This window comes from Pseudomonas sp. AC172 (genome assembly GCF_979258595.1).
In genome coordinates this window covers 4,061,447-4,084,300 of record NZ_OZ409868.1, presented here as the reverse complement: position 1 = coordinate 4,084,300, position 22,854 = coordinate 4,061,447, and the positions used below count along the sequence as shown (strand labels likewise).

Genomic DNA, 22,854 nt, shown 5'->3' with positions numbered 1-22,854 from the left:
CCCGGCTGTCAGCCCAAGAAAGGCGCGAGTTGAACTCGCGCCTTTTTTTATGCTCCAAGGCTGGGAGAAGCGCGGGCGCGTCCCGCATGTGATGGTCAGGAGGTTCATGTGAACAAGTCGTTGCTGGTTGGTGCGGTATTGGGTGCTGTCGGTGTGACTGCCGGGGGTGCTGTTGCCACCTACAGCCTGGTTAAAAGCGGCCCTGAGTATGCGCAAGTATTGGCCGTTGAACCGGTTAAAACACAGATCAAGACTCCACGTGAAGTGTGCAAGGACGTGACAGTGACTCGTCAGGCACCGGTAAAAGATCAACACCAGATTGCCGGCACCGTCGTCGGTGCGCTGGCAGGTGGTTTGCTGGGTAATCAGATTGGCGGCGGCACCGGCAAGAAAATTGCCACGGTGGCCGGTGCGGTCGGTGGCGGTTATGCGGGTAACAAGGTGCAGGAAGGCATGCAAGAGCGTGACACCTACACCACCACGCAAACCCGCTGCAACACGGTCAATGACATCAGCGACAAGGTCGTCGGTTACGACGTGCGTTACTCGCTTGATGGCAAGGAAGGCAAGGTGCGGATGGATCGCGATCCGGGCAACCAGATTCCGGTCGACAAGGAAGGCAAGCTGATTCTGTCGCAGAATGAGCCGGGTCAGTAAATACCGACTGTTTTAACAAGAAGCACCCTGCGGGGTGCTTTTTTGTGCCCGCCATTTTTGGCTAACCCCGGATCCCCTGTGGGAGCGAGCTTGCTCGCGAATGCGGTCTGGCATTCAGAATCTATGTAGGCTGTTCCATCGCTTTCGCGAGCAAGCTCGCTCCCACAAGGATTTGTTTCGGCCTGAATACAGGCATAAAAAAAGCACCCCGAAAGGTGCTTTTTTCGTTTCGCGTGAAGCTTAGCGCTTCAGCGAAGCCGGCAGGTGCGGCTGGATCGCCGTCAGAACTGCCTTGAAGCATTTGGTGTTGCCGGCAACGATGTGGCCTTTTTCAAGGAAGTCGTGACCGCCGGTGAAGTCGCTCACCAGGCCGCCAGCTTCTTGAATCAGCAGGGCGCCTGCAGCCATGTCCCACTCGGACAAGCCCGATTCCCAGAACGCATCGAAACGACCGGCAGCAACATACGCCAGGTCCAGGCTAGCCGAACCGGCGCGGCGGATACCGGCAGTCTGGCCAACCAGAGCGCGGAACATGCCCAGGTAGTTTTCCAGGTTGTCCATTTGATCGTCACGGAACGGGAAGCCGGTACCCAGCAGGGCGCCGTCGAGGCTGGTGCGACCGCTGACGCGCAGACGACGACCGTTCAGTTGAGCGCCGCGACCACGGCTGGCGGTGAATTCTTCCTGGCGAACCGGATCCAGAACAACAGCGTGTTCCAGGCGACCACGGTATTTGCAGGCGATGCTGACAGCGAAGTGAGGAATGCCGCGCAGGAAGTTGGTGGTGCCGTCCAGTGGATCGATGATCCACAGGTACTCTTCGCCTTCGATGCCGGTACCGGCATGCATACCGGTCTCTTCACCGCGGATCGAGTGGTTAGGGTAAGCCTTGCGCAGCGCGTCGATGATTTTCTGTTCAGCGGCGCGATCGACCTCGGATACATAATCCTTGGCGTCTTTTTCGTCGACCTTGATGGTATCCAGGCGCTCGATGGAGCGGAAGATCAGTTCACTGGCGCTGCGGGCGGCGCGCAGCGCGATATTCAGCATGGGCTGCATGGATGTGTCACCTAAGGTTGTTAAAGAAAGCCGCGCATTCTATCAGAACTTTTCTTCAGGTGAAGGACGCTGTTCGCTTTCATAGCTTAACGGTAGGCTGTTCTGTAAGATTTGCACCCCTTTCCTGTGTCCGAGAGCGCCTCCCTTGCTGCAGAACATTCGTGTCGTCCTGGTCAATACCAGCCACCCCGGCAACATCGGCGGGGCCGCGCGCGCCATGAAAAACATGGGTCTGTCGCGATTGGTGCTGGTCGAACCGCGCCTGTTTCCGCACCACGAGGCCGATGCTCGCGCCTCTGGTGCCGGTGACATCCTGGAAAACGCACAAGTCGTCGCCACCCTGGAAGATGCCTTGGTCGGCTGCAATCTGGTGCTTGGCACCAGCGCCCGAGATCGCCGTATTCCTTGGCCGCTGCTGGATCCGCGCGAGTGCGGTACCAAAGTGGTCGAGGAGGCCGGGCAGGGCGCCGAAATCGCCTTGGTGTTCGGCCGTGAAGACTCCGGCCTGACCAATGAAGAGTTGCAGCGATGTCACTTTCACGTGCACATCCCCTCCGACCCTGAGTTCAGTTCGCTGAACCTCGGCGCGGCGGTGCAGGTGTTGAGCTACGAAGTGCGCATGGCCTGTTTGGCCGCCCAAGGTCAGCCGAGCAAGGTCGAGAAAGAAGAAGTGGCTTCGGTGAAAAGCGCCGAGCTGGCGACCATGGATGAGCTGGAGCGATTCTATGAGCATCTGGAGCAGACGCTGGTCGCCATCGAATTCCTCGATCCGGAAAAACCACGGCACTTGATGGCGCGCCTGCGCCGGTTGTACGGACGCAGCTCGGTCAGCCGGGCGGAAATGAATATTTTGCGTGGCATCCTCACGGAAACCCAGAAAGCGGCCCGTGGTGAGCTTCTTAAGCGGAAGGACTAAATGATGTTTGAGCGTTTGCGTGAAGATATCCAGAGTGTGTTCCATCGAGACCCGGCGGCGCGTAACGCTTTTGAAGTCCTGACCTGCTACCCCGGCATGCATGCGATCTGGATCCATAGATTGGCCGCAATGCTATGGCGTAACGAGCTGAAATGGCTGGCACGGCTGGTGTCGAACTTCGGTCGCTGGTTGACCGGGATCGAGATTCATCCGGGCGCCAAAGTCGGTCGTCGTTTCTTTATCGACCACGGCATGGGTATCGTTATCGGTGAAACTGCCGAGATTGGCGATGACGTCACGATATATCAGGGCGTGACCCTGGGTGGCACCAGTTGGAACAAAGGCAAGCGCCACCCGACGCTGGGCGATGGTGTGGTTGTCGGGGCGGGCGCCAAAGTGCTCGGCCCGTTCACGGTCGGCGCTGGTGCCAAAGTCGGTTCCAATGCCGTGGTGACCAAGGAAGTACCGCCGGGCGCCACTGTTGTGGGCATTCCGGGTCGGATCATCGTCAAGTCCGACGAAGAGCAGGATGCCAAGCGCAAGGCCATGGCCGAGAAGATCGGTTTCGATGCCTATGGCGTCAGCGAAGACATGCCCGACCCAGTGGCGCGCGCCATCGGTCAGTTGCTCGATCACCTGCAAGCGGTGGACGGACGGCTGGAAGGTATGTGTGGTGCGCTGAAGGATCTTGGCAGCAATTACTGTGCGAAAGATCTGCCTGAGCTGCGTGAAGAAGACTTTGCCTGTGTGAAGGATAAAGATCAGAGTCAGGCCGGCTAAACCGCGCCGCTGCCTTCGCGAGCAAGCTCGCTCCCAAAAGGGGTATGCATTCCAATGTGGGAGCGAGCCTGCTCGCGAAGAACGATAACGCGGTACCGCTGGCTGCATACCGCCTGCCTTTGCTATGATGCGCGCGCTCTTTTGCGGGTAATCCTGACTAAAGTACTAGGTCTTAAAGTTGACTTAAATACTCGGGAATTGCATACTCGCCCCATTCTGAACTCCGTGGTAACTGTCCATGCGACTGACTACAAAAGGCCGATACGCCGTGACCGCCATGCTTGACCTGGCGTTGCACGCGCAGCACGGGCCCGTGTCCCTGGCCGATATCTCCGAGCGCCAAGGCATCTCCCTGTCCTACCTCGAACAGCTGTTCGCCAAGCTGCGTCGCAGTAACCTGGTTTCCAGTGTTCGCGGCCCGGGTGGTGGCTACCAGTTGTCCCGCGACATGCAGGGCATCCAGGTTGCTCAGGTGATCGATGCGGTAAACGAATCGGTTGATGCCACCAAATGCCAGGGCCAAGGCGATTGCCATTCCGGCGACACCTGTCTGACTCACCATCTGTGGTGCGACTTGAGCCTGCAGATTCACGAATTTCTAAGTGGTATCAGCTTGGCTGATCTTGTAACTCGCCGTGAGGTGCAAGAAGTAGCCCAGCGTCAGGACCAGCGCCGTTGCAACAGCAAGGCGCCACGCCTGGACAAGATTGAAGCGTCCGCCGTCGAATGACAGCCGAAGAGCTAGCGGCACGCCAGCCCTGATTTAGGAGATAGTCCATGAAATTGCCGATTTACCTTGATTACTCTGCGACCACCCCGGTCGATCCGCGCGTTGCGCAAAAAATGAGTGAATGCCTGCTGGTTGACGGAAACTTCGGTAACCCGGCGTCCCGTTCCCACGTATTCGGCTGGAAAGCTGAAGAGTCCGTCGAAAACGCCCGTCGTCAGGTGGCCGATCTGGTCAACGCCGACCCCCGCGAGATCGTCTGGACCTCGGGCGCTACCGAATCCGACAACCTGGCAATCAAAGGTGCGGCACATTTCTACGCCTCCAAGGGCAAGCACCTGATCACCTCGAAGATTGAGCACAAGGCTGTCCTCGACACCATGCGCCAACTGGAGCGTGAGGGTTTCGAAGTGACCTATCTCGAGCCGACCGAAGACGGTCTGATCACGCCGGCGATGATTGAAGCTGCACTGCGCGAAGACACCATCCTGGTCTCCGTGATGCACGTGAACAACGAAATCGGCACCGTTAACGACATCGCCGCGATCGGCGAAATGCTCCGCGCCAAGGGCATTCTGTTCCACGTCGACGCCGCTCAGTCCACTGGCAAGGTCGAGATCGACCTGCAGAAGCTGAAAGTCGACATGATGTCGTTCTCCGCTCACAAAACCTACGGCCCTAAAGGCATCGGCGCGCTGTACGTCAGTCGCAAGCCGCGTGTGCGCATCGAAGCGACCATGCACGGCGGCGGTCACGAGCGTGGCATGCGTTCCGGCACCCTGGCGACCCACCAGATCGTCGGCATGGGCGAAGCGTTCCGTGTAGCCAAAGAAGACATGGCTGCCGAAAATGTTCGTATCAAAGCGTTGAGCGACCGCTTCTACAAGCAGGTCGAGCATCTGGAAGAGCTGTACGTCAACGGCAGCCTGACCGCCCGCGTTCCGCACAACCTGAACCTGAGCTTCAACTACGTTGAAGGCGAGTCGCTGATCATGGCACTCAAGGATCTGGCGGTATCGTCCGGTTCGGCGTGCACCTCGGCGTCGCTGGAGCCTTCGTACGTACTGCGCGCCCTGGGCCGCAACGACGAACTGGCACACAGCTCGATCCGCTTCACCTTCGGCCGTTTCACCACCGAAGAAGAAATCGACTACGCCGCGCAGAAAGTTTGCGAGGCCGTTACCAAGCTGCGCGCTCTGTCGCCGCTGTGGGACATGTACAAAGACGGCGTCGATATCTCGAAAATCGAGTGGGCGGCACACTAAATATAGAAGCCGCCAGATACAGATCCTGTAGCGACGCGGCGGTTTACGCAGCGCAGTTGCAGGGTCTCAAGAGCGGCCCTGATGAGTGAGGATTGAGAATCATGGCTTACAGCGAAAAGGTCATCGACCACTACGAAAACCCGCGCAACGTCGGCAAGATGAACGCGGAAGATCCTGATGTCGGCACCGGCATGGTCGGCGCTCCGGCGTGCGGCGACGTGATGCGTCTGCAAATCAAGGTCAACGACGCTGGCATCATCGAAGATGCCAAGTTCAAGACCTACGGCTGCGGTTCGGCTATCGCTTCCAGCTCCCTCGCCACCGAGTGGATGAAGGGCAAGACCCTGGACGAAGCAGAAACCATCAAGAACACTCAGCTGGCCGAAGAACTGGCCCTGCCGCCAGTGAAAATTCACTGCTCGGTACTGGCTGAAGACGCTATCAAAGCGGCTGTTCGCGATTACAAGCAGAAGAAAGGCTTGATCTGACTTTCTGGATTTGGCGACGAGTAAGGAGTCACCGATGGCTATCAGCATGACAGAAGCGGCTGCTCGACACGTGCGGCGCTCCCTCGACGGGCGCGGCAAAGGTGAAGGGATTCGTCTGGGTGTTCGCACCACAGGCTGTTCCGGCCTTGCCTACGTGCTGGAGTTTGTCGACGAGGTGGTTGCAGAGGATCAGGTGTTCGAGAGTCACGGCGAAAAAGTGATCATCGACCCGAAAAGCCTGGCCTACCTGGACGGCACCGAGCTCGATTTCGTCAAGGAAGGGTTGAACGAAGGCTTCAAGTTCAACAACCCCAACGTACGCGGTGAATGTGGCTGCGGCGAAAGCTTCAACATCTGAGGCTTGTCGTGGGTATTCCTTGTCATTTCGCTTTATTCGAGCTGCAACCGGGTTTCCGTCTGGATCTCGAGCAGTTGGCCACGCGCTATCGTGAGTTGGCGCGCGGCGTTCATCCTGATCGTTTTGCCGACGCTTCCGAGCGTGAGCAGCGTTCGGCACTCGAGCAGTCTGCACGGCTCAACGACGCCTATCAGACGCTCAAGAGTCCGGCCCAGCGCGCACGCTACCTGCTGACCATCAGCGGGCATGAAGTGCCGATGGAAGTCACGGTCCATGATCCCGAGTTTCTTTTGCAGCAGATGCAGTGGCGCGAAGAGCTCGAAGACCTTCAGGACAGTGCCGACCTCGACGGCGTTGCGGTGTTCAAGCGACGCTTGAAAGTGGCTCAGGAAGAACTCAATGAAAGCTTCGCAGCCTGTTGGGATGATGCGGCGCAACGCGAACAGGCCGAACGCCTGATGCGGCGCATGCAGTTCCTCGACAAGCTCACCTACGAAGTGCGCCAGTTAGAAGAGCGCCTCGACGATTAACCCAGTGCCGCTCCGGTCGCACGCCTGATATACAGATAAGTCCTGATCACGATGGCCCTACTGCAGATCGCCGAACCCGGCCAAAGTCCTCAACCGCACCAGCGTCGTCTGGCTGTGGGGATCGACTTGGGCACTACCAATTCGCTGGTCGCTGCGTTGCGCAGTGGTCTTTCCGAACCGTTGGCCGACGCAAACGGGCAGGTCATTCTGCCGTCCGCCGTGCGTTACCACGCCGATCGCGTCGAAGTCGGCGAGTCGGCCAAACTGGCTGCCGCCTCCGATCCCTTGAACACCGTGCTGTCGGTCAAGCGCTTGATGGGTCGTGGTCTGTCCGACGTCAAGCAATTGGGCGAGCAACTGCCCTACCGCTTTGTCGGTGGCGAATCGCACATGCCGTTCATCGACACCGTGCAGGGCCCGAAAAGCCCGGTCGAAGTCTCCGCCGATATCCTCAAGGTCCTGCGTCAGCGTGCTGAAGCGACCCTGGGTGGCGAGCTGGTTGGCGCGGTGATCACCGTTCCGGCGTATTTCGACGATGCTCAGCGTCAAGCGACCAAGGATGCGGCGAAACTCGCCGGTCTGAACGTGTTGCGTCTGCTCAACGAACCGACCGCAGCGGCTGTGGCGTACGGTCTGGATCAACACGCTGAAGGTCTGGTCGCGATTTACGACCTGGGCGGCGGTACTTTCGATATTTCCATTCTGCGTCTGACCGGCGGTGTTTTCGAAGTGCTGGCCACTGGCGGCGACAGCGCGCTGGGCGGCGATGACTTCGATCACGCGATTGCCGGCTGGATCATCGAGAGCGCGGGTCTGTCCGCCGATCTCGATCCGGGCGCACAACGCAATCTGCTGCAAACCGCGTGCGCGGCCAAAGAAGCCCTGACCGATGCGTCCAGCGTTGAAGTGGCCTATGGCGACTGGAAGGCGCCGCTGACCCGTGAAACCTTCGATGCGCTGATCGAGCCAATGGTCGCGCGCAGCCTGAAAGCCTGCCGCCGTGCCGTTCGCGATTCCGGTATCGAACTGGAAGACGTGCACGCCGTGGTCATGGTTGGCGGTTCGACTCGCGTTCCGCGTGTTCGCGAAGCCGTTGCCGAAGCCTTCGGTCGTCAGCCTCTGACTGAAATCGACCCGGATCAAGTGGTGGCCATCGGTGCCGCGATCCAGGCCGATACACTGGCTGGCAACAAGCGCGATGGCGGCGAATTGCTGCTGCTCGACGTGATTCCGCTGTCACTGGGGCTGGAAACCATGGGCGGCCTGATGGAGAAGGTGATTCCACGTAACACCACCATCCCCGTCGCTCGCGCACAAGATTTCACCACTTATAAAGACGGCCAGTCAGCCATGGCGATCCATGTGCTGCAAGGTGAACGCGAGCTGATCAGTGACTGCCGCTCGCTGGCGCGCTTCGAATTGCGCGGCATTCCGGCGATGGTCGCTGGTGCAGCGAAAATTCGCGTGACCTTCCAGGTCGATGCCGACGGTCTGCTCAGCGTTTCTGCCCGTGAACTGGGTTCGGGCGTTGAGGCGAGCATTCAGGTTAAACCGTCCTACGGTCTGACCGACGGCGAAATCGCCAAAATGCTGAAAGATTCGTTCCAGCACGCCAATGACGACAAGGTCGCCCGCGTGCTGCGCGAGCAACAAGTCGATGCCCAGCGCCTGATCGAGGCGGTGCAGGGCGCTCTCGAGGTTGATGGCGAGCGTTTGCTCGACGCCGAAGAGCGCATGGTCATCGACCTGCAGTTGCAGGAACTGGCCGAACTGATGAAAGGTACTGATGGTTACGCCATCGAGCAGCAGACCAAACGTCTGTCGCAAGTGACCGATGCTTTTGCTGCCCGCCGCATGGATTTGACGGTGAAAGCCGCTCTGTCGGGGCGCAACCTGAATGAAATCGAGGATATCTGATGCCGCAGGTCATTTTTCTGCCCCACGAGAAGTTCTGCCCTGAAGGCATGGTGGTCGAGGCTGCGCCCGGCACATCGATTCTCGAACTGGCCCACGAACACCACATCGAGATGGAAAGCGCCTGCGGCGGCGTGTGTGCATGCACCACCTGCCACTGCATCATCCGTGAGGGTTTCGACTCGATGGAAGAGGCTGACGAGCTGGAAGAAGACTTCCTCGATCGTGCCTGGGGCCTGGAAGCGCATTCGCGCCTGGCCTGTCAGGCTATCGTTGGTGAAGAAGACATCACCGTCGAAATTCCGAAATATTCGCTTAACCATGCGGCTGAAGCGCCGCACTGACTGGTAAGACTGTCATGAGCTACGGTTGGAATGATGTTCAGCGTATTGCAGAAGAATTGGCCGAGGCCAAGCCGGGTGTAGATCCGTTTTCTGTCAATTTCGTCGACTTGCAGCAATGGATCAAAGAACTGCCGGATTTTGACAATACCTCTGGTCGCGTAGGCGAGAAGGTGTTGGAAGCGGTTCAGACGCTCTGGGCTGAAGAATTGGACTGATCGTCCTCGCAGGTTAGGCAATACCCAAGAACCCGCGTATAATTCGCGGGTTTAATTTTTCGCAAATTACCGTTTCTGGAGTTACACCATGGCTGTTCAACGCACTTTCTCCATCATCAAGCCTGACGCTGTTGCAAAAAACGTCATCGGCGAAATCACCACCCGTTTCGAAAAAGCCGGCCTGCGCGTTGTAGCTTCGAAACTGAAGCAACTGTCCAAAGCTGAAGCTGAAGGCTTCTACGCTGAGCACAGCGCTCGTGGTTTCTTTGGCGACCTGGTTGCTTTCATGATCTCCGGTCCTGTTGTTGTTCAGGTTCTGGAAGGCGAAAACGCTATCGCTCTGAACCGTGAGCTGATGGGCGCTACCAACCCTAAAGAAGCTGCAGCCGGCACCATCCGCGCTGACTTCGCTGATTCCATCGACGCCAACGCTGTTCACGGTTCGGACTCCGAAGCCGCAGCTGCTCGTGAAATCTCGTACTTCTTCGCAGCTACTGAAGTAACCACTCGCTAAGCATTGGCTTAAGAGTGAAGGTGAATCCATGACTACATCGACTGTAAAAACCAACCTGCTGGGTCTGACTCAACAGGAAATGGAAAAATTCTTCGACTCAATCGGGGAGAAGCGTTTCCGTGCCGGTCAGGTAATGAAATGGATTCACCACTTTGGCGTCGATGATTTCGACGCCATGACGAACGTCAGCAAGGCCTTGCGCGACAAGCTCAAGGTTATTGCTGAGGTCCGTGGTCCGGAAGTGGTCAGCGAGGACATCTCCAGCGACGGCACCCGCAAGTGGGTGGTGCGCGTGGCGTCCGGCAGCTGCGTCGAGACCGTGTACATTCCCCAGGGCAAACGCGGCACTTTGTGCGTTTCGTCCCAGGCAGGCTGTGCCCTGGATTGCAGTTTCTGCTCCACCGGCAAGCAAGGCTTCAATAGCAACCTCACTGCCGCCGAAGTTATCGGTCAGGTGTGGATTGCCAACAAATCTTTCGGCAGTGTCCCGGCAACCGTCGACCGTGCCATCACCAACGTGGTGATGATGGGCATGGGTGAGCCACTGCTGAACTTCGACAACGTCGTCGCCGCCATGCATCTGATGATGGATGACCTCGGCTACGGGATCTCCAAGCGCCGCGTGACCCTGTCCACCTCGGGTGTGGTGCCGATGATCGATGAGCTGGCCAAGCACATCGACGTCTCCCTGGCGTTGTCCCTGCACGCACCGAATGACGCATTGCGTAACCAATTGGTGCCGATCAACAAGAAATATCCGCTTAAGATGCTGCTCGAGTCGTGCCAGCGCTACATGTCCGCCCTTGGCGAGAAGCGTGTGCTGACCATCGAGTACACCTTGCTCAAGGACATCAACGACAAGGTTGAACACGCCGTCGAGATGATCGAGCTGCTGAAGAACATTCCGTGCAAGATCAACCTGATTCCGTTCAACCCGTTCCCGCACTCCGGGTACGAGCGTCCGAGCAACAACGCGATCCGTCGTTTCCAGGATCAGTTGCATCAGGCCGGTTTCAACGTCACTGTCCGCACCACCCGTGGTGAAGACATCGACGCCGCATGTGGTCAATTGGTAGGGCAGGTGCTGGATCGCACCCGTCGCAGCGAACGTTATATCGCCGTGCGTGAGTTGAGCGCCGACAGCGATCTGGCACAGAACGCCGCGAACACAAATTAAGAGAGGATCTCTATGTCCCTGCGCTTCGCGCTGCTGTTGCTGTTGACCAGCCTGTGTGCTGGTTGTGTCCTGTCGGGTGACTACAACCCGATGAAGACCAGCAAGGGCCGCGATGAAGCGCGGGCTGCCTATGTGCAGTTGGGGCTGGGGTACTTGCAGCAAGGCATGACCGAGCGGGCCAAGGTGCCGCTGAAGAAGGCGCTGGAGATCGACGGTTCCGATCCGGATGCCAATGCGGCCCTCGGCTTGGTGTTCCAGTCAGAAATGGAGCCCGAGCTGGCCGACGAACACTTCCGCAAGGCTTTGTCCTCCCGTCCTGCCGATGCGCGCATCCTCAACAACTACGGCAGTTTTCTCTACGAACAACAGCGTTATAAAGAAGCCTACGAGCGTTTTGAACAGGCTGCGGCCGATACCCTGTATCCTGAGCGCTCGCGCGTATTCGAGAACCTCGGCATGACGGCAGCAAAGCTCGGTCAGCGTGATCTGGCACAGCAACAGCTGGAAAAGGCACTGCGCTTGAATCGCCAACAACCGCGCGCATTGCTGGAAATGGCTGAGTTGTCCTTCGAAGACAGGCATTATGTGCCCGCGCGTGACTATTACGACCGTTTCAGCCTGCTCACCGAACAAAATGCACGTAGTCTATTGCTCGGCGTTCGGCTGGCAAAAGTGTTTGAAGATCGCGACAAGGCCGCCAGTTATGGCCTGCAATTAAAACGACTCTATCCCGGTACGCCGGAATATCAGCAATACCTGTCGGAGCAATGATGAAAGCGGCGCATCCCGAAGTTGTAGCAGCGAATCGCGTTAACCCCGGTGAGACCCTGCGCCAGGCCCGCGAAAGCAATGGCTGGTCGCTGGCCGAAGTGGCCCTCAAGCTCAACCTCACCGTGACTTCCCTGAGCAATCTTGAAGCCGGCGCTTTCGACAAGCTGCCGGGGCATACCTTCGCTCGCGGTTACATTCGCGCCTATGCCAAATTGCTCGGCATGGACCAGACCGTTCTGGTCCAGCAGTTCGACCAGTCCACCGGCACCGATTCCCAAGGCAGCAACGTCCACGCTCTGGGTCGAATCGAAGAGCCCGTGCGGGTTTCCCACACCATTTTGCGTATTGTCAGCCTGCTGTTGCTGATCGCAGTCATCGGCGGTGGTTTCGTCTGGTGGCAGGATCAGACCTCGCTGCGCACCAAGGACCTGACTTCGCTGGCGCCTGAACACGTTGAAGTCGAAGGCGCTGACGGCACCACCCAGATTCACCCGATCGATGAGCCGGAAGACCAGGCTGTAGAGGAAAATCAGGCCGACAGTTCGACTGCCTTGGCATTGCCTCAGTCTGAAACTACCGCTGAATCGACCGGTGCCGAGGCCGCTGCGCCAGCGACCGCTCCAGCAGCACCGGTTGCTCCGGCTACCACGCCAACCGCCCCGGTTCATACCCCCGCGCCGGTTGTCGCTAACCCGGCCACTCCGGCGCCAAACGTTCCTGCTACTCCAGCGCCGACCGTTACCGCTCCGGTTGTTCCTGCTGCACCGGCAGCCACCGCAGAAGCGGCCGCGCCGGTTGCAGGCGACGGTCAGGTACAACTGCAGTTCAGCGCCGATTGCTGGGCGCAGGTTACCGATGGCCGTGGCAAAGTGCTGTTCAGCGGTCTGAAGCATAAAGGCGATAATGTGACCGTCAGCGGCAAGCCGCCGCTTGCCGTGCGTCTGGGCGTTGCCCGTGCCGCACAGGTCAGCTACAACGGCCAGCCGGTCGATATCGCTCCGTTCACCAGTGGCGAGACTGCTCGCCTGAAGTTGGGTCAATAAGTCATGCACGGCGAATCTCCAATCAAACGTCGCGTTTCGCGCAAGATCTGGGTCGGCAACGTACCGGTGGGCGGTGATGCGCCGATCGCGGTGCAGAGCATGACCAACAGCGACACCAATGACGTGGCCGCCACTGTTGCGCAAATCAATCGTCTGGAAGCCGCCGGCGTCGACATCGTCCGCGTTTCGGTGCCGGACATGGACGCCGCCGAGGCGTTCGGCAAGATCAAGCAACTGGTCAAGGTGCCGTTGGTTGCCGACATTCACTTCGACTACAAGATCGCTCTGCGCGTAGCCGAACTGGGCGTGGACTGCCTGCGCATCAACCCGGGCAACATCGGTCGTGAAGACCGTGTTCGCGCAGTAGTCGATGCCGCGCGTGATCGCGGGATTCCGATCCGCATCGGCGTCAACGCAGGTTCCTTGGAAAAAGACCTGCAAAAGAAATACGGCGAGCCGACGCCGGCTGCACTGGTCGAATCTGCTTTGCGCCACGTTGAGCATCTTGAACGCCTGAACTTCCAGGACTTCAAGGTCAGCGTGAAGGCCTCCGACGTGTTCATGGCCGTCGAAGCCTACCGCTTGCTGGCGAAAGAAATCGTCCAGCCGCTGCACCTGGGCATCACTGAAGCCGGTGGTTTGCGTTCGGGCACAGTGAAATCCGCCGTGGGCCTAGGTATGCTGCTCGCCGAAGGGATTGGCGATACTATCCGCATCTCGCTGGCGGCCGACCCGGTCGAGGAAGTGAAGGTCGGTTACGACATTCTCAAGTCTTTGCATCTGCGTTCCCGTGGCATCAACTTCATCGCCTGCCCGAGCTGCTCGCGGCAGAACTTCGATGTGGTGAAAACCATGAACGAGCTGGAAGGGCGCCTTGAAGACCTGCTGGTGCCGCTGGATGTCGCGGTGATCGGTTGCGTGGTCAACGGCCCCGGCGAAGCCAAGGAAGCCCATATCGGCTTGACTGGCGGTACGCCAAACCTGATTTACATCGACGGCAAGCCGTCGCAGAAACTGACGAATGACAATCTGGTGGACGAGCTGGAAAAGCTGATCCGCCAGAAAGCGGCCGAAAAGGTCGAAGCTGACGCTGCGGTTATTGCGCGCGGCTGAGCCTGACTGAAGCGCCGAACGAATTTAAGGATTTAAAGTGAGCAAGTCTCTGCAAGCCATTCGTGGCATGAACGACATCCTGCCCGAACAGACCCCGCTGTGGCGTTATTTCGAGGGCACTGTTGCGCGTCTGCTGGATAACTACGGTTACAAGCAGATCCGCATGCCGATCGTCGAGTTCACCGAGCTGTTCAAGCGCTCGATCGGTGAAGTGACCGACATCGTCGAAAAAGAGATGTACACCTTCGAAGACCGCAACGGCGACTCCCTGACCCTGCGTCCGGAAGGCACTGCGGCGTGCGTGCGTGCTGTGCTCGAACACGGCATCACCGGCGGTGGCCAGGTGCAGAAACTCTGGTACATCGGCCCGATGTTCCGCCACGAGCGTCCGCAGAAAGGCCGTTATCGCCAGTTCCACCAGATCGGTCTGGAGGTGTTCAACCTCGACGGTCCGGACATCGACGCCGAGCTGATTACCATGACCTGGCGCCTGTGGGGCGAGCTGGGCATTCGTGATGCGGTCAAACTCGAACTCAACAGCCTCGGCACCAGCGAGTCTCGTGGTCGCTATCGTGAAGCGCTGGTCGAGTACCTCTCGGCGCACCACGACAAGCTCGACGAAGACAGCCAGCGTCGCCTGAAAACCAACCCGCTGCGCGTGCTCGACACGAAAAATGCCGACACTCAAGCGGTGCTGGTCGATGCGCCGAAGATGGCCGACTACCTCGATGACGAGTCCCGTGCGCACTTCGAAGGTTTGAAAGCGCGTCTGGATGCCGTCGGCATTCCTTACGTGCTCAACCCGAAGCTGGTACGCGGCCTCGATTACTACAGCAAAACCGTTTTCGAATGGGTCACCGACAAGCTCGGCGCCCAGGGCACTGTCTGCGCGGGCGGCCGTTACGACGGTCTGGTCGAGCAGATGGGCGGCAAGCCGACCACCGGCGTCGGTTTCGCGATGGGCATCGAGCGTCTGGTTTTGATGCTGGAAACGCTGGAACAGATCCCGGAAGAAATCTCCCGTCAGGTTGATGTCTACCTGTGCGCCTTCGGCGAAGAAGCCGAGCTGGCCGGTCTGGCCCTGGCAGAACGTGTTCGTGATCAACTTCCAAACCTGCGCCTGCAAGTCAATGCCGGCGCTGGCAGCTTCAAAAGCCAGTTCAAGAAGGCCGACAAGAGCGGTGCGCTGTACGCACTGATCCTCGGTGACGACGAAATGGCCCAGCAAGTGGTAGGTTTCAAACCCCTGCGTGGCCAGGGCGAACAACAAAGCATTGCCTGGGATGCGCTCGCCGCTCACCTGGCCACCTGCGTCGTGCAGGGTTGAAGCTGTCCAAACAGCCGATTTAGCGATTAAGGAGTATTGGGGTGTCGAGTACCGAAGACGAACAGTTGGCGGATTTGAAGGACTGGTGGACACGCAACGGCAAACCTCTGGTCACTGGCGGCCTGTTGGCGCTGGTCATCGTGTTCGGCTGGCAGGCCTATCACAAATACCAGAGCAACCAGTCGCAAGGCGCCTCGGTGCTCTATCAGCAATTGCTGGAAACCACGCTGACGCCTGACGGCAAGCCTGATGCGGCCCGCGTTGCGGATCTGGCAGGCAAGCTCAACAGCGAATTTGGCGGTTCTGCTTACGCGCAGTACGGCAGCCTGTTCGTGGCCAAAGTGGCAGTCGACAGCGGCAAGCTGGATGACGCTGCGACCGAGCTCAAAGCCATCGTCGACAAACCGGCCAACCCGGCGCTGGGCGAAATCGCCCGTCAGCGTCTGGCGCAGGTGCTCGGCGCGCAGAACAAGGCCGACGACGCCCTGAAACTGCTCGACGGCGATGCCGACAAAGCGTTCCTGGCCACTCGCGAAGAACTCAAGGGCGACCTGCTGGTACAGCTGGGCCGTACCGATGACGCGAACAAGGCGTATCAAAAAGCCAAGGCGGCACTGTCGGATGAAGCGGCGGTCGGTGGCCTTCAAATCAAGCTCGACGACCTGGCCAAAGGGGATGCGTGACGTGATCCGTTGGAAGCATGCAGCATTGCTGGCTCTGGCCCTTCTGGCCGCGGGTTGCAGCAGCAACAGCAAGAAAGAATTGCCACCGGCCGAACTGACCGACTTCAAAGAAGAAGTGGTTCTGCACAAGCAGTGGAGTCGTTCGATCGGTGACGGTCAGGGCGAAACCTACAACATGCTGGTGCCGGCGATCGACGGTGACACCATCTACGCCGCTGACGTAACCGGCGTAGTGATGGCCATGGATCGCAGCAACGGCGACGTGAAGTGGAAGCAGGATCTTGACCTGCCTGTCTCCGGCGCTGTCGGCGTTGGTTATGGTCTGGTGCTGATTGGTACGTTGCGTGGCGAAGTCGTCGCTCTGGACACCAGCAATGGTGAAGAGAAGTGGCGTGCTCGTGTGACCAGTGAAGTTCTCGCGCCGCCGGCCAACAATGGTGACGTGGTGGTCGTGCAGACTCAGGACGATCGTCTGATCGGTCTGGATGCCTCCACTGGTACTCAGCGCTGGGTGTATGACAGCACTCCGGCCGTACTGACCCTGCGTGGCACCAGTGCCCCGCTGGTCACCAACCGCCTCGCGGTGGCTGGCCTGTCGACCGGTAAAGTGGTCGCTCTGGACATTTCCAACGGCGTGCCGGTGTGGGAACAACGGATCGCGATTCCACAGGGTCGTTCGGAACTGGAGCGCGTGGTCGACATCGACGGCGGTCTGCTGCTGTCCGGCGGTACACTGTACGTTGCCAGCTATCAGGGTCGCGTGGCGGCTCTGGATCTGGAAAGTGGTCGTCAACTCTGGCAGCGCGATGCGTCGAGCTACGCCGGTATCGCTCAGGGTTTCGGCAGCGTTTACGTGAGCCTGTCCTCGGGCACCGTTGAAGGCGTCGACGAGCGTTCGACCACAGCATTGTGGAGCAACGACTCGCTGGCTCGCCGTCAACTGTCGGCCCCGGAAGTGTTCTCCAGCTATGTTGCAGTGGGTGACCTGGAAGGTTATCTGCACCTGCTGAGTCAGGTTGACGGTCGTTTCGTCGGCCGTGAGCGCATCGACAGCGACGGCCTGCGTGCCCGTCCGCTGGTGGTGGGTGACACGATTTATGTGTATGGCAACAGCGGCAAACTGGAAGCCCTGACCATCAAGTAACAACTATGCTTGGGGTTAACCCCCCAGGCGGCCCCGGATTCATGGGGCTTGCAGCGCTATCAGGCGTTGCCCCGAGCACCAGCCGCTGCCTCGCAGCGGCTTTTGTATTTTCTGAAATAACGAAGTGGAGAGCCGCATGGTTCCCGTAATCGCCTTGGTGGGCCGACCGAACGTCGGCAAGTCCACCTTGTTCAACCGCCTGACCAGGACTCGCGACGCCATCGTCGGCGACTTGTCCGGTCTGACCCGTGATCGCCAGTACGGTGAGGCCAAGTGGCAAGGGCGTTCCTACATTCTGGTCGACACCGGTGGTATCTCCGGTGACGAGCACGGTATGGACGAAAAAATGGCCGAGCAGTCGCTGCTGGCCATTGAAGAAGCGGATGTTGTGCTGTTCCTGGTAGATGCCAAGGCCGGTTTCACCGCCGCCGACCAGATGATCGCCGAACACCTGCGCAAACGTAACAAGCGTTCCTACGTGGTCGCCAACAAGGTCGACAACATCGACCCGGAAATGGCCCGCGCTGAATTCGCGCCTCTGGGCATGGGTCACGCGATCCCGATCGCCGGTGCTCACGGCCGTGGCATCACCCAGATGCTGGAAATCGCCCTGGGTGATTTCCCTAAAGACGAAGAAGAGCCGGAAGACGGCGAAGAAGAGATCGTTGCCGAAGGCGAGGAAGCCAAGCGCATTCCTGGCCCGAGCGAAAAGGACGGGATCAAGATCGCGATCATTGGCCGGCCGAACGTCGGCAAGTCGACCCTGGTCAACCGCATGCTCGGTGAAGACCGGGTAATCGTTTATGACCAGCCAGGCACCACGCGCGACAGTATCTACATCCCGTTCGAACGGAATGAAGAGAAGTACACGCTGATCGACACCGCCGGTGTGCGCAAGCGCGGCAAGATCCACGAAGAAGTCGAAAAATTCTCCGTGGTCAAAACCCTGCAAGCGATCAAAGACGCCAACGTAGTGATCTTCGTGATGGACGCCCGCGAAGGTGTGGTCGATCACGACCTCAACCTGCTGGGTTTCGCCATCGAGTCCGGTCGTGCGCTGGTCATCGCGATCAACAAGTGGGACGGCATGACGCCGAGCGAGCGCGACTTCGTCAAGGTCGAGCTGCAGCGTCGTCTGTTCTTTGTTGATTACGCCGACATCCACTTCATCTCGGCACTGCACGGTACCGGCGTGGGCAACCTCTACGCGTCCGTACAGAACTCGTTCAAGTCGGCGGTCACCCGCTGGCCGACCAACCGTCTGACCCAGATTCTGGAAGACGCGGTTGGCGAACACGCGCCGCCGATGGTCAACAACCGCCGGATCAAGCTGCGCTACGCCCACTTGGGTGGTGCCAACCCGCCGATCATCGTCATCCACGGTAACCAGATCGAGAAAGTGCCGAAGTCGTACGTGCGCTATCTGGAGAACACTTACCGTCGTGTGCTGAAGCTGGTCGGTACGCCGATCCGCATCGAGTTCAAGGGCGGCGAGAACCCGTACGAAGGCAACAAGACCACGCTGACCGACCGCCAGGTCAACAAGAAGCGTCGTTTGATGTCGCACCACAAGAAAGCTGACAAGAAGCGCCGCGACAAGAAATAACGGCAGCTTCAAGTTTCAAGCTGCAAGCTTCAAGTCAAAGCGGTGAAAGCAAAGAGGGCTCTGTAGGAGCCCTTTTTTGTGGGCGAGGGTTTTTGCTTGCAGCTTGCAGCTTGACGCTTGAAACTTGCAGCTCACCTGCAAGGGGCTACCGATGATCACCAGTAAGCTGCCGAATGTCGGCATCACTATTTTCACGCAGATGTCTCAGCTCGCGGCGCAGACCGGCGCGATCAACCTGTCCCAGGGTTTTCCTGATTTTGACGGTCCGCAGTCATTGCGTGACGCGGTCGGTCGGCATATCGCCAGTGGTCATAACCAATATTCGCCAATGACCGGGTTGCCGGCGCTGCGTCAGCAGATCGCCGCGAAGATCGCACGCAGTTATGGCGTCAACGTCGATGCCGACAGCGAAGTGACGGTCACGCCAGGCGCCACCCAGGCGATCTTCTGTGCGATTCAGGCGGTTATCCACAGCGGCGACGAAGTCATCGTGTTCGATCCTTGTTACGACAGCTACGAACCGGCGACGGAATTGGCGGGCGGTCGTTGCGTGCATGTGCAGTTGAAACCGGACGATTTCTCCATCGATTTCGACCAACTCGCGGCGGCCCTGAGCCCGCGCACGAAAATGATCGTCATCAATACCCCGCATAACCCGAGCGGTGCACTGATCAGCCGTGCGGAGCTGGATCAACTGGCGGCGCTGATCCGCGATCGCGACATCTACCTGATCAGCGACGAAGTCTACGAACACCTGGTCTTCGACGGCGTGCCGCACGTCAGCGTGCTCGCCCATGAAGAGCTCTACCAACGCGCCTTCGTGGTCAGCTCGTTCGGCAAGACCTATCACGTCACCGGCTGGAAAACCGGCTATGTCGTCGCGCCGCCAGCGTTGACGGCCGAACTGCGCAAAGTCCACCAGTACGTCAGTTTCTGCGGTGTCACTCCGCTGCAATATGCCTTGGCCGATTACATGGCCGAGCATCCGGAACACGTCGAAGAGCTGCCGGGTTTCTATCAGGCCAAGCGCGATCTGTTCTGCGATCTGCTGGCGCCGTCGCGCTTCAGTTTTACCCGAGTCACCGGCACCTACTTCCAACTGGTCGATTACTCGCAGATTCGTCCCGACCTGAACGATGTCGAGATGGCCATGTGGATGACCCGCGAACACGGCGTGGCGAGTATCCCGGTCTCGGTGTTCTACCAGAACCCACCCGAAGGCCAGCGCCTGGTGCGCCTGTGCTTTGCCAAACGCGAGGAGACGCTGCGTGAAGCGGCGGCAAAACTATGCGTGATCTGAGTGCGTTACCCGATCTCAATCTGGCGCTGATCCAGACCACTTTGGCCTGGCATGATCGTCAGGCCAATTTCGAGCATTTTGAGGTGTTGCTGGAGCAGGCGCAGGGCGCGGATCTGATCATCCTGCCGGAAATGTTCACCACTGGATTCTCCATGGAGTCCGAAACCCTCGCCGAAGCCGAGAACGGCCCGACCAGCAAATGGCTGCGGGTTCAGGCGGCGAAGCTCGATGCAGTGATCACCGGCAGTGTGATCATTCAGGCCGCTGACGGCAGCCATCGCAATCGCCTGCTGTGGGCTCGACCGGACGGCGAAGTCTCGCATTACGACAAGCGTCACCTGTTCCGCATGGCCGGTGAACACAATCACTACACGCCCGGCGAGCGGCAGGTGCAGTTCGAATTGAAGGGCTGGCGCGTGCGTCCGCTGATTTGCTATGACCTGCGTTTTCCGGTGTGGAGCCGTGATGCACAGGACACCGATCTGCTGCTGTACACCGCCAACTGGCCGGGTGCGCGGCGTCTGCACTGGAATCGCCTGTTGCCAGCGCGAGCTATCGAAAACCTTTGCTATGTGGCGGCGGTGAATCGCGTCGGCACCGACGGCAAGGGCTTTGCCTACACCGGTGACAGTCAGGTGCTGGATTTTCAGGGTGAAACCTTGCTGGCGGCGGGGGAGGCCGATGGCGTGTTCAAGGTGGTTTTGGAAGCGGCTTCACTGGCGGCGTATCGCGAGCGTTTCCCGGCGAATCTGGATGCCGACACCTTCGAGTTCACCTGACAGAGATGTGGTGACTGTAAGGACGCCTTCGCGGGCAAGCCCGCTCCCACAGGTTTTTTGGTGTACCCGGAATTTATGTTCACCTCGGTTACTGTGGGAGCGGGCTTGCCCGCGAAGAGGCCTGATTGAACACCACAAAATCATCAGGCAAAAAAAGGCCCCGAAGTTCGCACTCCGGGGCCTTCTGCATTTAGCGATGGCTTACGCCGCTTTCGCCTCAGGCTGGCTCAGGGAGCGGTTCAGCGCGCTGAACAGGGCCTTGAAGCTGGCTGTGGTGATGTTTTCATCGATACCCACGCCGTGCACCGCACGTTCGCCGTTCACCCGCAGCTCGATATACGCCGCTGCCTTGGCGTTGGTGCCCGCGCCGATCGCGTGTTCGTTGTAGTCCATGATCTCCACCGGAACTGGCAGGCCGGCGACCAGTGCTTCCAGCGCACCGTTGCCCTTGCCGCGCCAGTGCAGGTTGGTTTCGCCCTGACCTTTGCTCGCCACTTCCACTTCAACATTGCTGTTGCCGTTTTCTTCCTGCAGGCGATGGCTGACCAGCGCGTACGGGGTGTTGGCTTGCAAGTATTCGCTGATCAACAGCGAGTGGATTTGCTTGGCAGTCATTTCCAGGCCGAGACGGTCGGTTTCACGCTGCACAACCTGGCTGAATTCGATCTGCATGCGACGTGGCAGGCTGATGCCGTATTCCTGCTCCAGCAAGTAAGCGATGCCGCCCTTGCCCGACTGGCTGTTGACGCGAATCACCGCTTCGTAGCTGCGGCCAATGTCGGCCGGGTCGATCGGCAAGTACGGCACTTCCCAAAGCGCGTCTGGTTTCTGCTGGGAGAAGCCTTTGCGGATTGCATCCTGGTGCGAGCCGGAGAACGCGGTGTGCACCAGGTCGCCAACGTACGGATGACGTGGGTGAACCTGGATCTGGTTGCACTCTTCGACGACCTTGCGCACGCCGTCGATGTCGGAGAAGTCCAGTTGTGGGTCGAGACCCTGGGTGTACATGTTCAGTGCGACAGTAACGAGGTCGACGTTACCGGTACGCTCGCCGTTGCCGAACAGGCAGCCTTCGACGCGATCAGCGCCGGCCATCAGGCCCAGTTCGGTGGCGGCAACGCCGGTGCCACGGTCGTTGTGGGTGTGCAGGCTGATGATCACGCTGTCACGACGGTTGATGTTGCGGCCGAACCACTCGATCTGGTCGGCGTAGATGTTCGGCGTTGCGCACTCAACGGTGGCCGGCAGGTTGAGGATCATCTTGTGCTCAGGCGTCGGGTTCCAGACCTCGATCACCGCATCACAGACTTCCTTGGCGAATTCCAGCTCGGTGGCGCTGAAGGTTTCCGGCGAGTATTCGAACGTCCACTCGGTGTCCGGCTGCATCGCGGCGTATTTGACGAACAGCTTGGCCGCGTTCACAGCGATGGCCTTGATGCCGTCCTTGTCCTGGTTGAAGACGATGCGACGGAAAGAAGGCGAGGTGGCGTTGTACAAGTGAACGATGGCTTTCTTCGCGCCGCGCAGGGATTCGAAGGTGCGCTCGATCAAGTCTTCACGGCCCTGGGTCAGCACCTGAATGGTGGTGTCGTCCGGGATGTGGCCTTCTTCGATCAGGGTGCGCACGAAGTCGAAGTCGGTTTGCGAAGCGGCCGGGAACGACGCTTCGATTTCCTTCACACCGACCTGAACAAGGGTTTTCCAGAAGCGCAGTTTCTTTACCGCGTCCATCGGCTCGATCAGCGACTGGTTGCCGTCACGCAGGTCAGAGCTGCACCAGATCGGCGCGGTGTCGATGGTTTTCGACGGCCAGGTGCGGTCCGGCAGGTTGATGACAGGAAACGCGCGGTATTTCGAAGACGGATCTTTGAGCATGCTCATCGGGAAATTCCTTATTGTCTGGGCCGAAAAGAGGCGGCCTGCCGGTGTTACGAATGTTCTTGGAAAAGCGTGGGACGAGGTGCCGCGATTCAGCCTGGCAGTCGTGCGCTGACAAGGCACAGGCTGCGGTGCTGGCGAAGCTGAATGAGGGTGTGAGAGGTTTTCATGCCTTCAACCCTAACCGCGAGGGGAGAGGATGGCAAGCAGTCGGAAAAAATTGAGAGGAATACTCGGAAAGCGGGGTTTTGCGCGATTTTATTGTG

General features: G+C 59.1%; 24 protein-coding genes. 22 read left to right on the top strand and 2 right to left on the bottom strand.

Translation table 11 applies throughout. From position 1 onward, the window contains the following. Positions 1–108 precede the first annotated feature (108 nt). Positions 109–657, top strand: a complete 549-nt coding sequence (locus tag ACZ0A4_RS18300) for a glycine zipper 2TM domain-containing protein (protein ID WP_007956693.1) — start codon at positions 109–111, stop codon at positions 655–657. Between the two features lie 240 nt (positions 658–897). Here ACZ0A4_RS18300 and suhB read toward each other — a convergent pair whose 3' ends face one another. Next, positions 898–1,716, bottom strand: coding sequence for a type III secretion system regulator SuhB (suhB, locus tag ACZ0A4_RS18295; RefSeq protein WP_008084666.1), 819 nt, complete (start codon positions 1,714–1,716; stop codon positions 898–900). A 145-nt stretch (positions 1,717–1,861) separates the two neighbouring features. Here suhB and trmJ point away from each other — a divergent pair, with 145 nt between their 5' ends. The 21 genes from trmJ (at position 1,862) to ACZ0A4_RS18190 (ending at position 20,710) form a co-directional block, all read left to right on the top strand. Further along, on the top strand, positions 1,862–2,632 hold the full coding sequence (gene trmJ / locus ACZ0A4_RS18290; RefSeq protein ID WP_463575878.1) for a tRNA (cytosine(32)/uridine(32)-2'-O)-methyltransferase TrmJ: 771 nt from the start codon (positions 1,862–1,864) through the stop codon (positions 2,630–2,632). A 3-nt stretch (positions 2,633–2,635) separates the two neighbouring features. Then, positions 2,636–3,412: a serine O-acetyltransferase gene (gene cysE / locus ACZ0A4_RS18285; RefSeq protein ID WP_463577589.1), complete on the top strand. Its 777-nt coding sequence runs from the start codon at positions 2,636–2,638 to the stop codon at positions 3,410–3,412. 238 nt (positions 3,413–3,650) lie between these two features. Continuing rightward, positions 3,651–4,142 carry a Fe-S cluster assembly transcriptional regulator IscR gene (iscR, locus tag ACZ0A4_RS18280; RefSeq protein WP_003227911.1) on the top strand — a complete coding sequence of 164 codons (492 nt, stop codon included), beginning with the start codon at positions 3,651–3,653 and terminating at the stop codon, positions 4,140–4,142. A 47-nt stretch (positions 4,143–4,189) separates the two neighbouring features. After that, positions 4,190–5,404, top strand: a complete 1,215-nt coding sequence (locus ACZ0A4_RS18275) for an IscS subfamily cysteine desulfurase (RefSeq protein ID WP_158960936.1) — start codon at positions 4,190–4,192, stop codon at positions 5,402–5,404. Between the two features lie 101 nt (positions 5,405–5,505). Then, on the top strand, positions 5,506–5,892 hold the full coding sequence (iscU, locus tag ACZ0A4_RS18270) for a Fe-S cluster assembly scaffold IscU (protein ID WP_007916892.1): 387 nt from the start codon (positions 5,506–5,508) through the stop codon (positions 5,890–5,892). A 34-nt stretch (positions 5,893–5,926) separates the two neighbouring features. Next, positions 5,927–6,250, top strand: a complete 324-nt coding sequence (iscA, locus tag ACZ0A4_RS18265) for an iron-sulfur cluster assembly protein IscA (protein ID WP_003227904.1) — start codon at positions 5,927–5,929, stop codon at positions 6,248–6,250. 8 nt (positions 6,251–6,258) lie between these two features. Further along, on the top strand, positions 6,259–6,780 hold the full coding sequence (gene hscB, locus ACZ0A4_RS18260; RefSeq protein WP_007916889.1) for a co-chaperone HscB: 522 nt from the start codon (positions 6,259–6,261) through the stop codon (positions 6,778–6,780). A gap of 51 nt (positions 6,781–6,831) precedes the next feature. Continuing rightward, positions 6,832–8,697, top strand: coding sequence for a Fe-S protein assembly chaperone HscA (gene hscA / locus ACZ0A4_RS18255; RefSeq protein WP_463575877.1), 1,866 nt, complete (start codon positions 6,832–6,834; stop codon positions 8,695–8,697). Continuing rightward, positions 8,697–9,038 carry an ISC system 2Fe-2S type ferredoxin gene (fdx, locus tag ACZ0A4_RS18250; RefSeq protein ID WP_463575876.1) on the top strand — a complete coding sequence of 114 codons (342 nt, stop codon included), beginning with the start codon at positions 8,697–8,699 and terminating at the stop codon, positions 9,036–9,038. The genes hscA and fdx overlap by 1 nt, the downstream gene beginning before the upstream one ends. Positions 9,039–9,052: 14 nt before the next feature. Next, positions 9,053–9,253, top strand: coding sequence for a Fe-S cluster assembly protein IscX (gene iscX / locus ACZ0A4_RS18245; protein WP_008084655.1), 201 nt, complete (start codon positions 9,053–9,055; stop codon positions 9,251–9,253). 88 nt (positions 9,254–9,341) lie between these two features. Continuing rightward, positions 9,342–9,767: a nucleoside-diphosphate kinase gene (gene ndk, locus ACZ0A4_RS18240; RefSeq protein WP_007916882.1), complete on the top strand. Its 426-nt coding sequence runs from the start codon at positions 9,342–9,344 to the stop codon at positions 9,765–9,767. Positions 9,768–9,795: 28 nt separating this feature from the next. Further along, positions 9,796–10,944 (top strand): dual-specificity RNA methyltransferase RlmN, encoded by a 1,149-nt coding sequence (gene rlmN, locus ACZ0A4_RS18235; protein ID WP_108226536.1) that lies wholly within the window; start codon positions 9,796–9,798, stop codon positions 10,942–10,944. Between the two features lie 12 nt (positions 10,945–10,956). Beyond that, positions 10,957–11,715, top strand: coding sequence for a type IV pilus biogenesis/stability protein PilW (gene pilW, locus ACZ0A4_RS18230; protein WP_077574426.1), 759 nt, complete (start codon positions 10,957–10,959; stop codon positions 11,713–11,715). Beyond that, entirely contained in the window at positions 11,715–12,758 is a 1,044-nt protein-coding gene (locus ACZ0A4_RS18225) for a RodZ domain-containing protein (RefSeq protein ID WP_463575875.1), read from the top strand. The genes pilW and ACZ0A4_RS18225 overlap by 1 nt, the downstream gene beginning before the upstream one ends. A 3-nt stretch (positions 12,759–12,761) precedes the next feature. Next, on the top strand, positions 12,762–13,871 hold the full coding sequence (gene ispG / locus ACZ0A4_RS18220) for a flavodoxin-dependent (E)-4-hydroxy-3-methylbut-2-enyl-diphosphate synthase (protein ID WP_003227888.1): 1,110 nt from the start codon (positions 12,762–12,764) through the stop codon (positions 13,869–13,871). 37 nt (positions 13,872–13,908) lie between these two features. After that, the gene (hisS, locus tag ACZ0A4_RS18215) at positions 13,909–15,198 is read left to right on the top strand and encodes a histidine--tRNA ligase (RefSeq protein ID WP_016984369.1); all 1,290 of its coding nucleotides are present in this window, start codon (positions 13,909–13,911) and stop codon (positions 15,196–15,198) included. Positions 15,199–15,239: 41 nt separating this feature from the next. After that, positions 15,240–15,881, top strand: a complete 642-nt coding sequence (locus ACZ0A4_RS18210) for a YfgM family protein (RefSeq protein ID WP_122599078.1) — start codon at positions 15,240–15,242, stop codon at positions 15,879–15,881. After that, complete coding sequence (bamB, locus tag ACZ0A4_RS18205) at positions 15,874–17,025, top strand: outer membrane protein assembly factor BamB (protein WP_141128386.1); 1,152 nt, start codon at positions 15,874–15,876, stop codon at positions 17,023–17,025. Before ACZ0A4_RS18210 ends, bamB begins: the two co-directional genes overlap by 8 nt. Positions 17,026–17,161: 136 nt before the next feature. Beyond that, positions 17,162–18,631, top strand: coding sequence for a ribosome biogenesis GTPase Der (der, locus tag ACZ0A4_RS18200; RefSeq protein WP_463575874.1), 1,470 nt, complete (start codon positions 17,162–17,164; stop codon positions 18,629–18,631). Positions 18,632–18,782: 151 nt separating this feature from the next. After that, the gene (locus ACZ0A4_RS18195) at positions 18,783–19,931 is read left to right on the top strand and encodes a pyridoxal phosphate-dependent aminotransferase (RefSeq protein WP_463575873.1); all 1,149 of its coding nucleotides are present in this window, start codon (positions 18,783–18,785) and stop codon (positions 19,929–19,931) included. Further along, positions 19,919–20,710, top strand: a complete 792-nt coding sequence (locus ACZ0A4_RS18190; protein WP_463575872.1) for an amidohydrolase — start codon at positions 19,919–19,921, stop codon at positions 20,708–20,710. Before ACZ0A4_RS18195 ends, ACZ0A4_RS18190 begins: the two co-directional genes overlap by 13 nt. 201 nt (positions 20,711–20,911) lie before the next feature. Here ACZ0A4_RS18190 and leuA read toward each other — a convergent pair whose 3' ends face one another. Further along, complete coding sequence (gene leuA / locus ACZ0A4_RS18185) at positions 20,912–22,591, bottom strand: 2-isopropylmalate synthase (RefSeq protein ID WP_008082522.1); 1,680 nt, start codon at positions 22,589–22,591, stop codon at positions 20,912–20,914. Positions 22,592–22,854: the final 263 nt, after the last annotated feature.

Bases quoted from the DNA above. Each gene is read 5' to 3' on its own strand.
- iscU (WP_007916892.1), top strand. From the start codon at position 5,506: ATGGCTTACAGCGAAAAGGTCATCGACCACTACGAAAACCCGCGCAAC.
- fdx (WP_463575876.1), top strand. From the start codon at position 8,697: ATGCCGCAGGTCATTTTTCTGCCCCACGAGAAGTTCTGCCCTGAAGGC.
- ndk (WP_007916882.1), top strand. From the start codon at position 9,342: ATGGCTGTTCAACGCACTTTCTCCATCATCAAGCCTGACGCTGTTGCA.
- ACZ0A4_RS18195 (WP_463575873.1), top strand. From the start codon at position 18,783: ATGATCACCAGTAAGCTGCCGAATGTCGGCATCACTATTTTCACGCAG.
- pilW (WP_077574426.1), top strand. From the start codon at position 10,957: ATGTCCCTGCGCTTCGCGCTGCTGTTGCTGTTGACCAGCCTGTGTGCT.
- der (WP_463575874.1), top strand. From the start codon at position 17,162: ATGGTTCCCGTAATCGCCTTGGTGGGCCGACCGAACGTCGGCAAGTCC.
- cysE (WP_463577589.1), top strand. From the start codon at position 2,636: ATGTTTGAGCGTTTGCGTGAAGATATCCAGAGTGTGTTCCATCGAGAC.
- ispG (WP_003227888.1), top strand. From the start codon at position 12,762: ATGCACGGCGAATCTCCAATCAAACGTCGCGTTTCGCGCAAGATCTGG.
- iscX (WP_008084655.1), top strand. From the start codon at position 9,053: ATGAGCTACGGTTGGAATGATGTTCAGCGTATTGCAGAAGAATTGGCC.
- leuA (WP_008082522.1), bottom strand. From the start codon at position 22,591: ATGAGCATGCTCAAAGATCCGTCTTCGAAATACCGCGCGTTTCCTGTC.
- ACZ0A4_RS18225 (WP_463575875.1), top strand. From the start codon at position 11,715: ATGAAAGCGGCGCATCCCGAAGTTGTAGCAGCGAATCGCGTTAACCCC.
- suhB (WP_008084666.1), bottom strand. From the start codon at position 1,716: ATGCAGCCCATGCTGAATATCGCGCTGCGCGCCGCCCGCAGCGCCAGT.
- hscA (WP_463575877.1), top strand. From the start codon at position 6,832: ATGGCCCTACTGCAGATCGCCGAACCCGGCCAAAGTCCTCAACCGCAC.
- iscR (WP_003227911.1), top strand. From the start codon at position 3,651: ATGCGACTGACTACAAAAGGCCGATACGCCGTGACCGCCATGCTTGAC.
- bamB (WP_141128386.1), top strand. From the start codon at position 15,874: ATGCGTGACGTGATCCGTTGGAAGCATGCAGCATTGCTGGCTCTGGCC.
- ACZ0A4_RS18275 (WP_158960936.1), top strand. From the start codon at position 4,190: ATGAAATTGCCGATTTACCTTGATTACTCTGCGACCACCCCGGTCGAT.
- ACZ0A4_RS18190 (WP_463575872.1), top strand. From the start codon at position 19,919: ATGCGTGATCTGAGTGCGTTACCCGATCTCAATCTGGCGCTGATCCAG.
- rlmN (WP_108226536.1), top strand. From the start codon at position 9,796: ATGACTACATCGACTGTAAAAACCAACCTGCTGGGTCTGACTCAACAG.
- iscA (WP_003227904.1), top strand. From the start codon at position 5,927: ATGGCTATCAGCATGACAGAAGCGGCTGCTCGACACGTGCGGCGCTCC.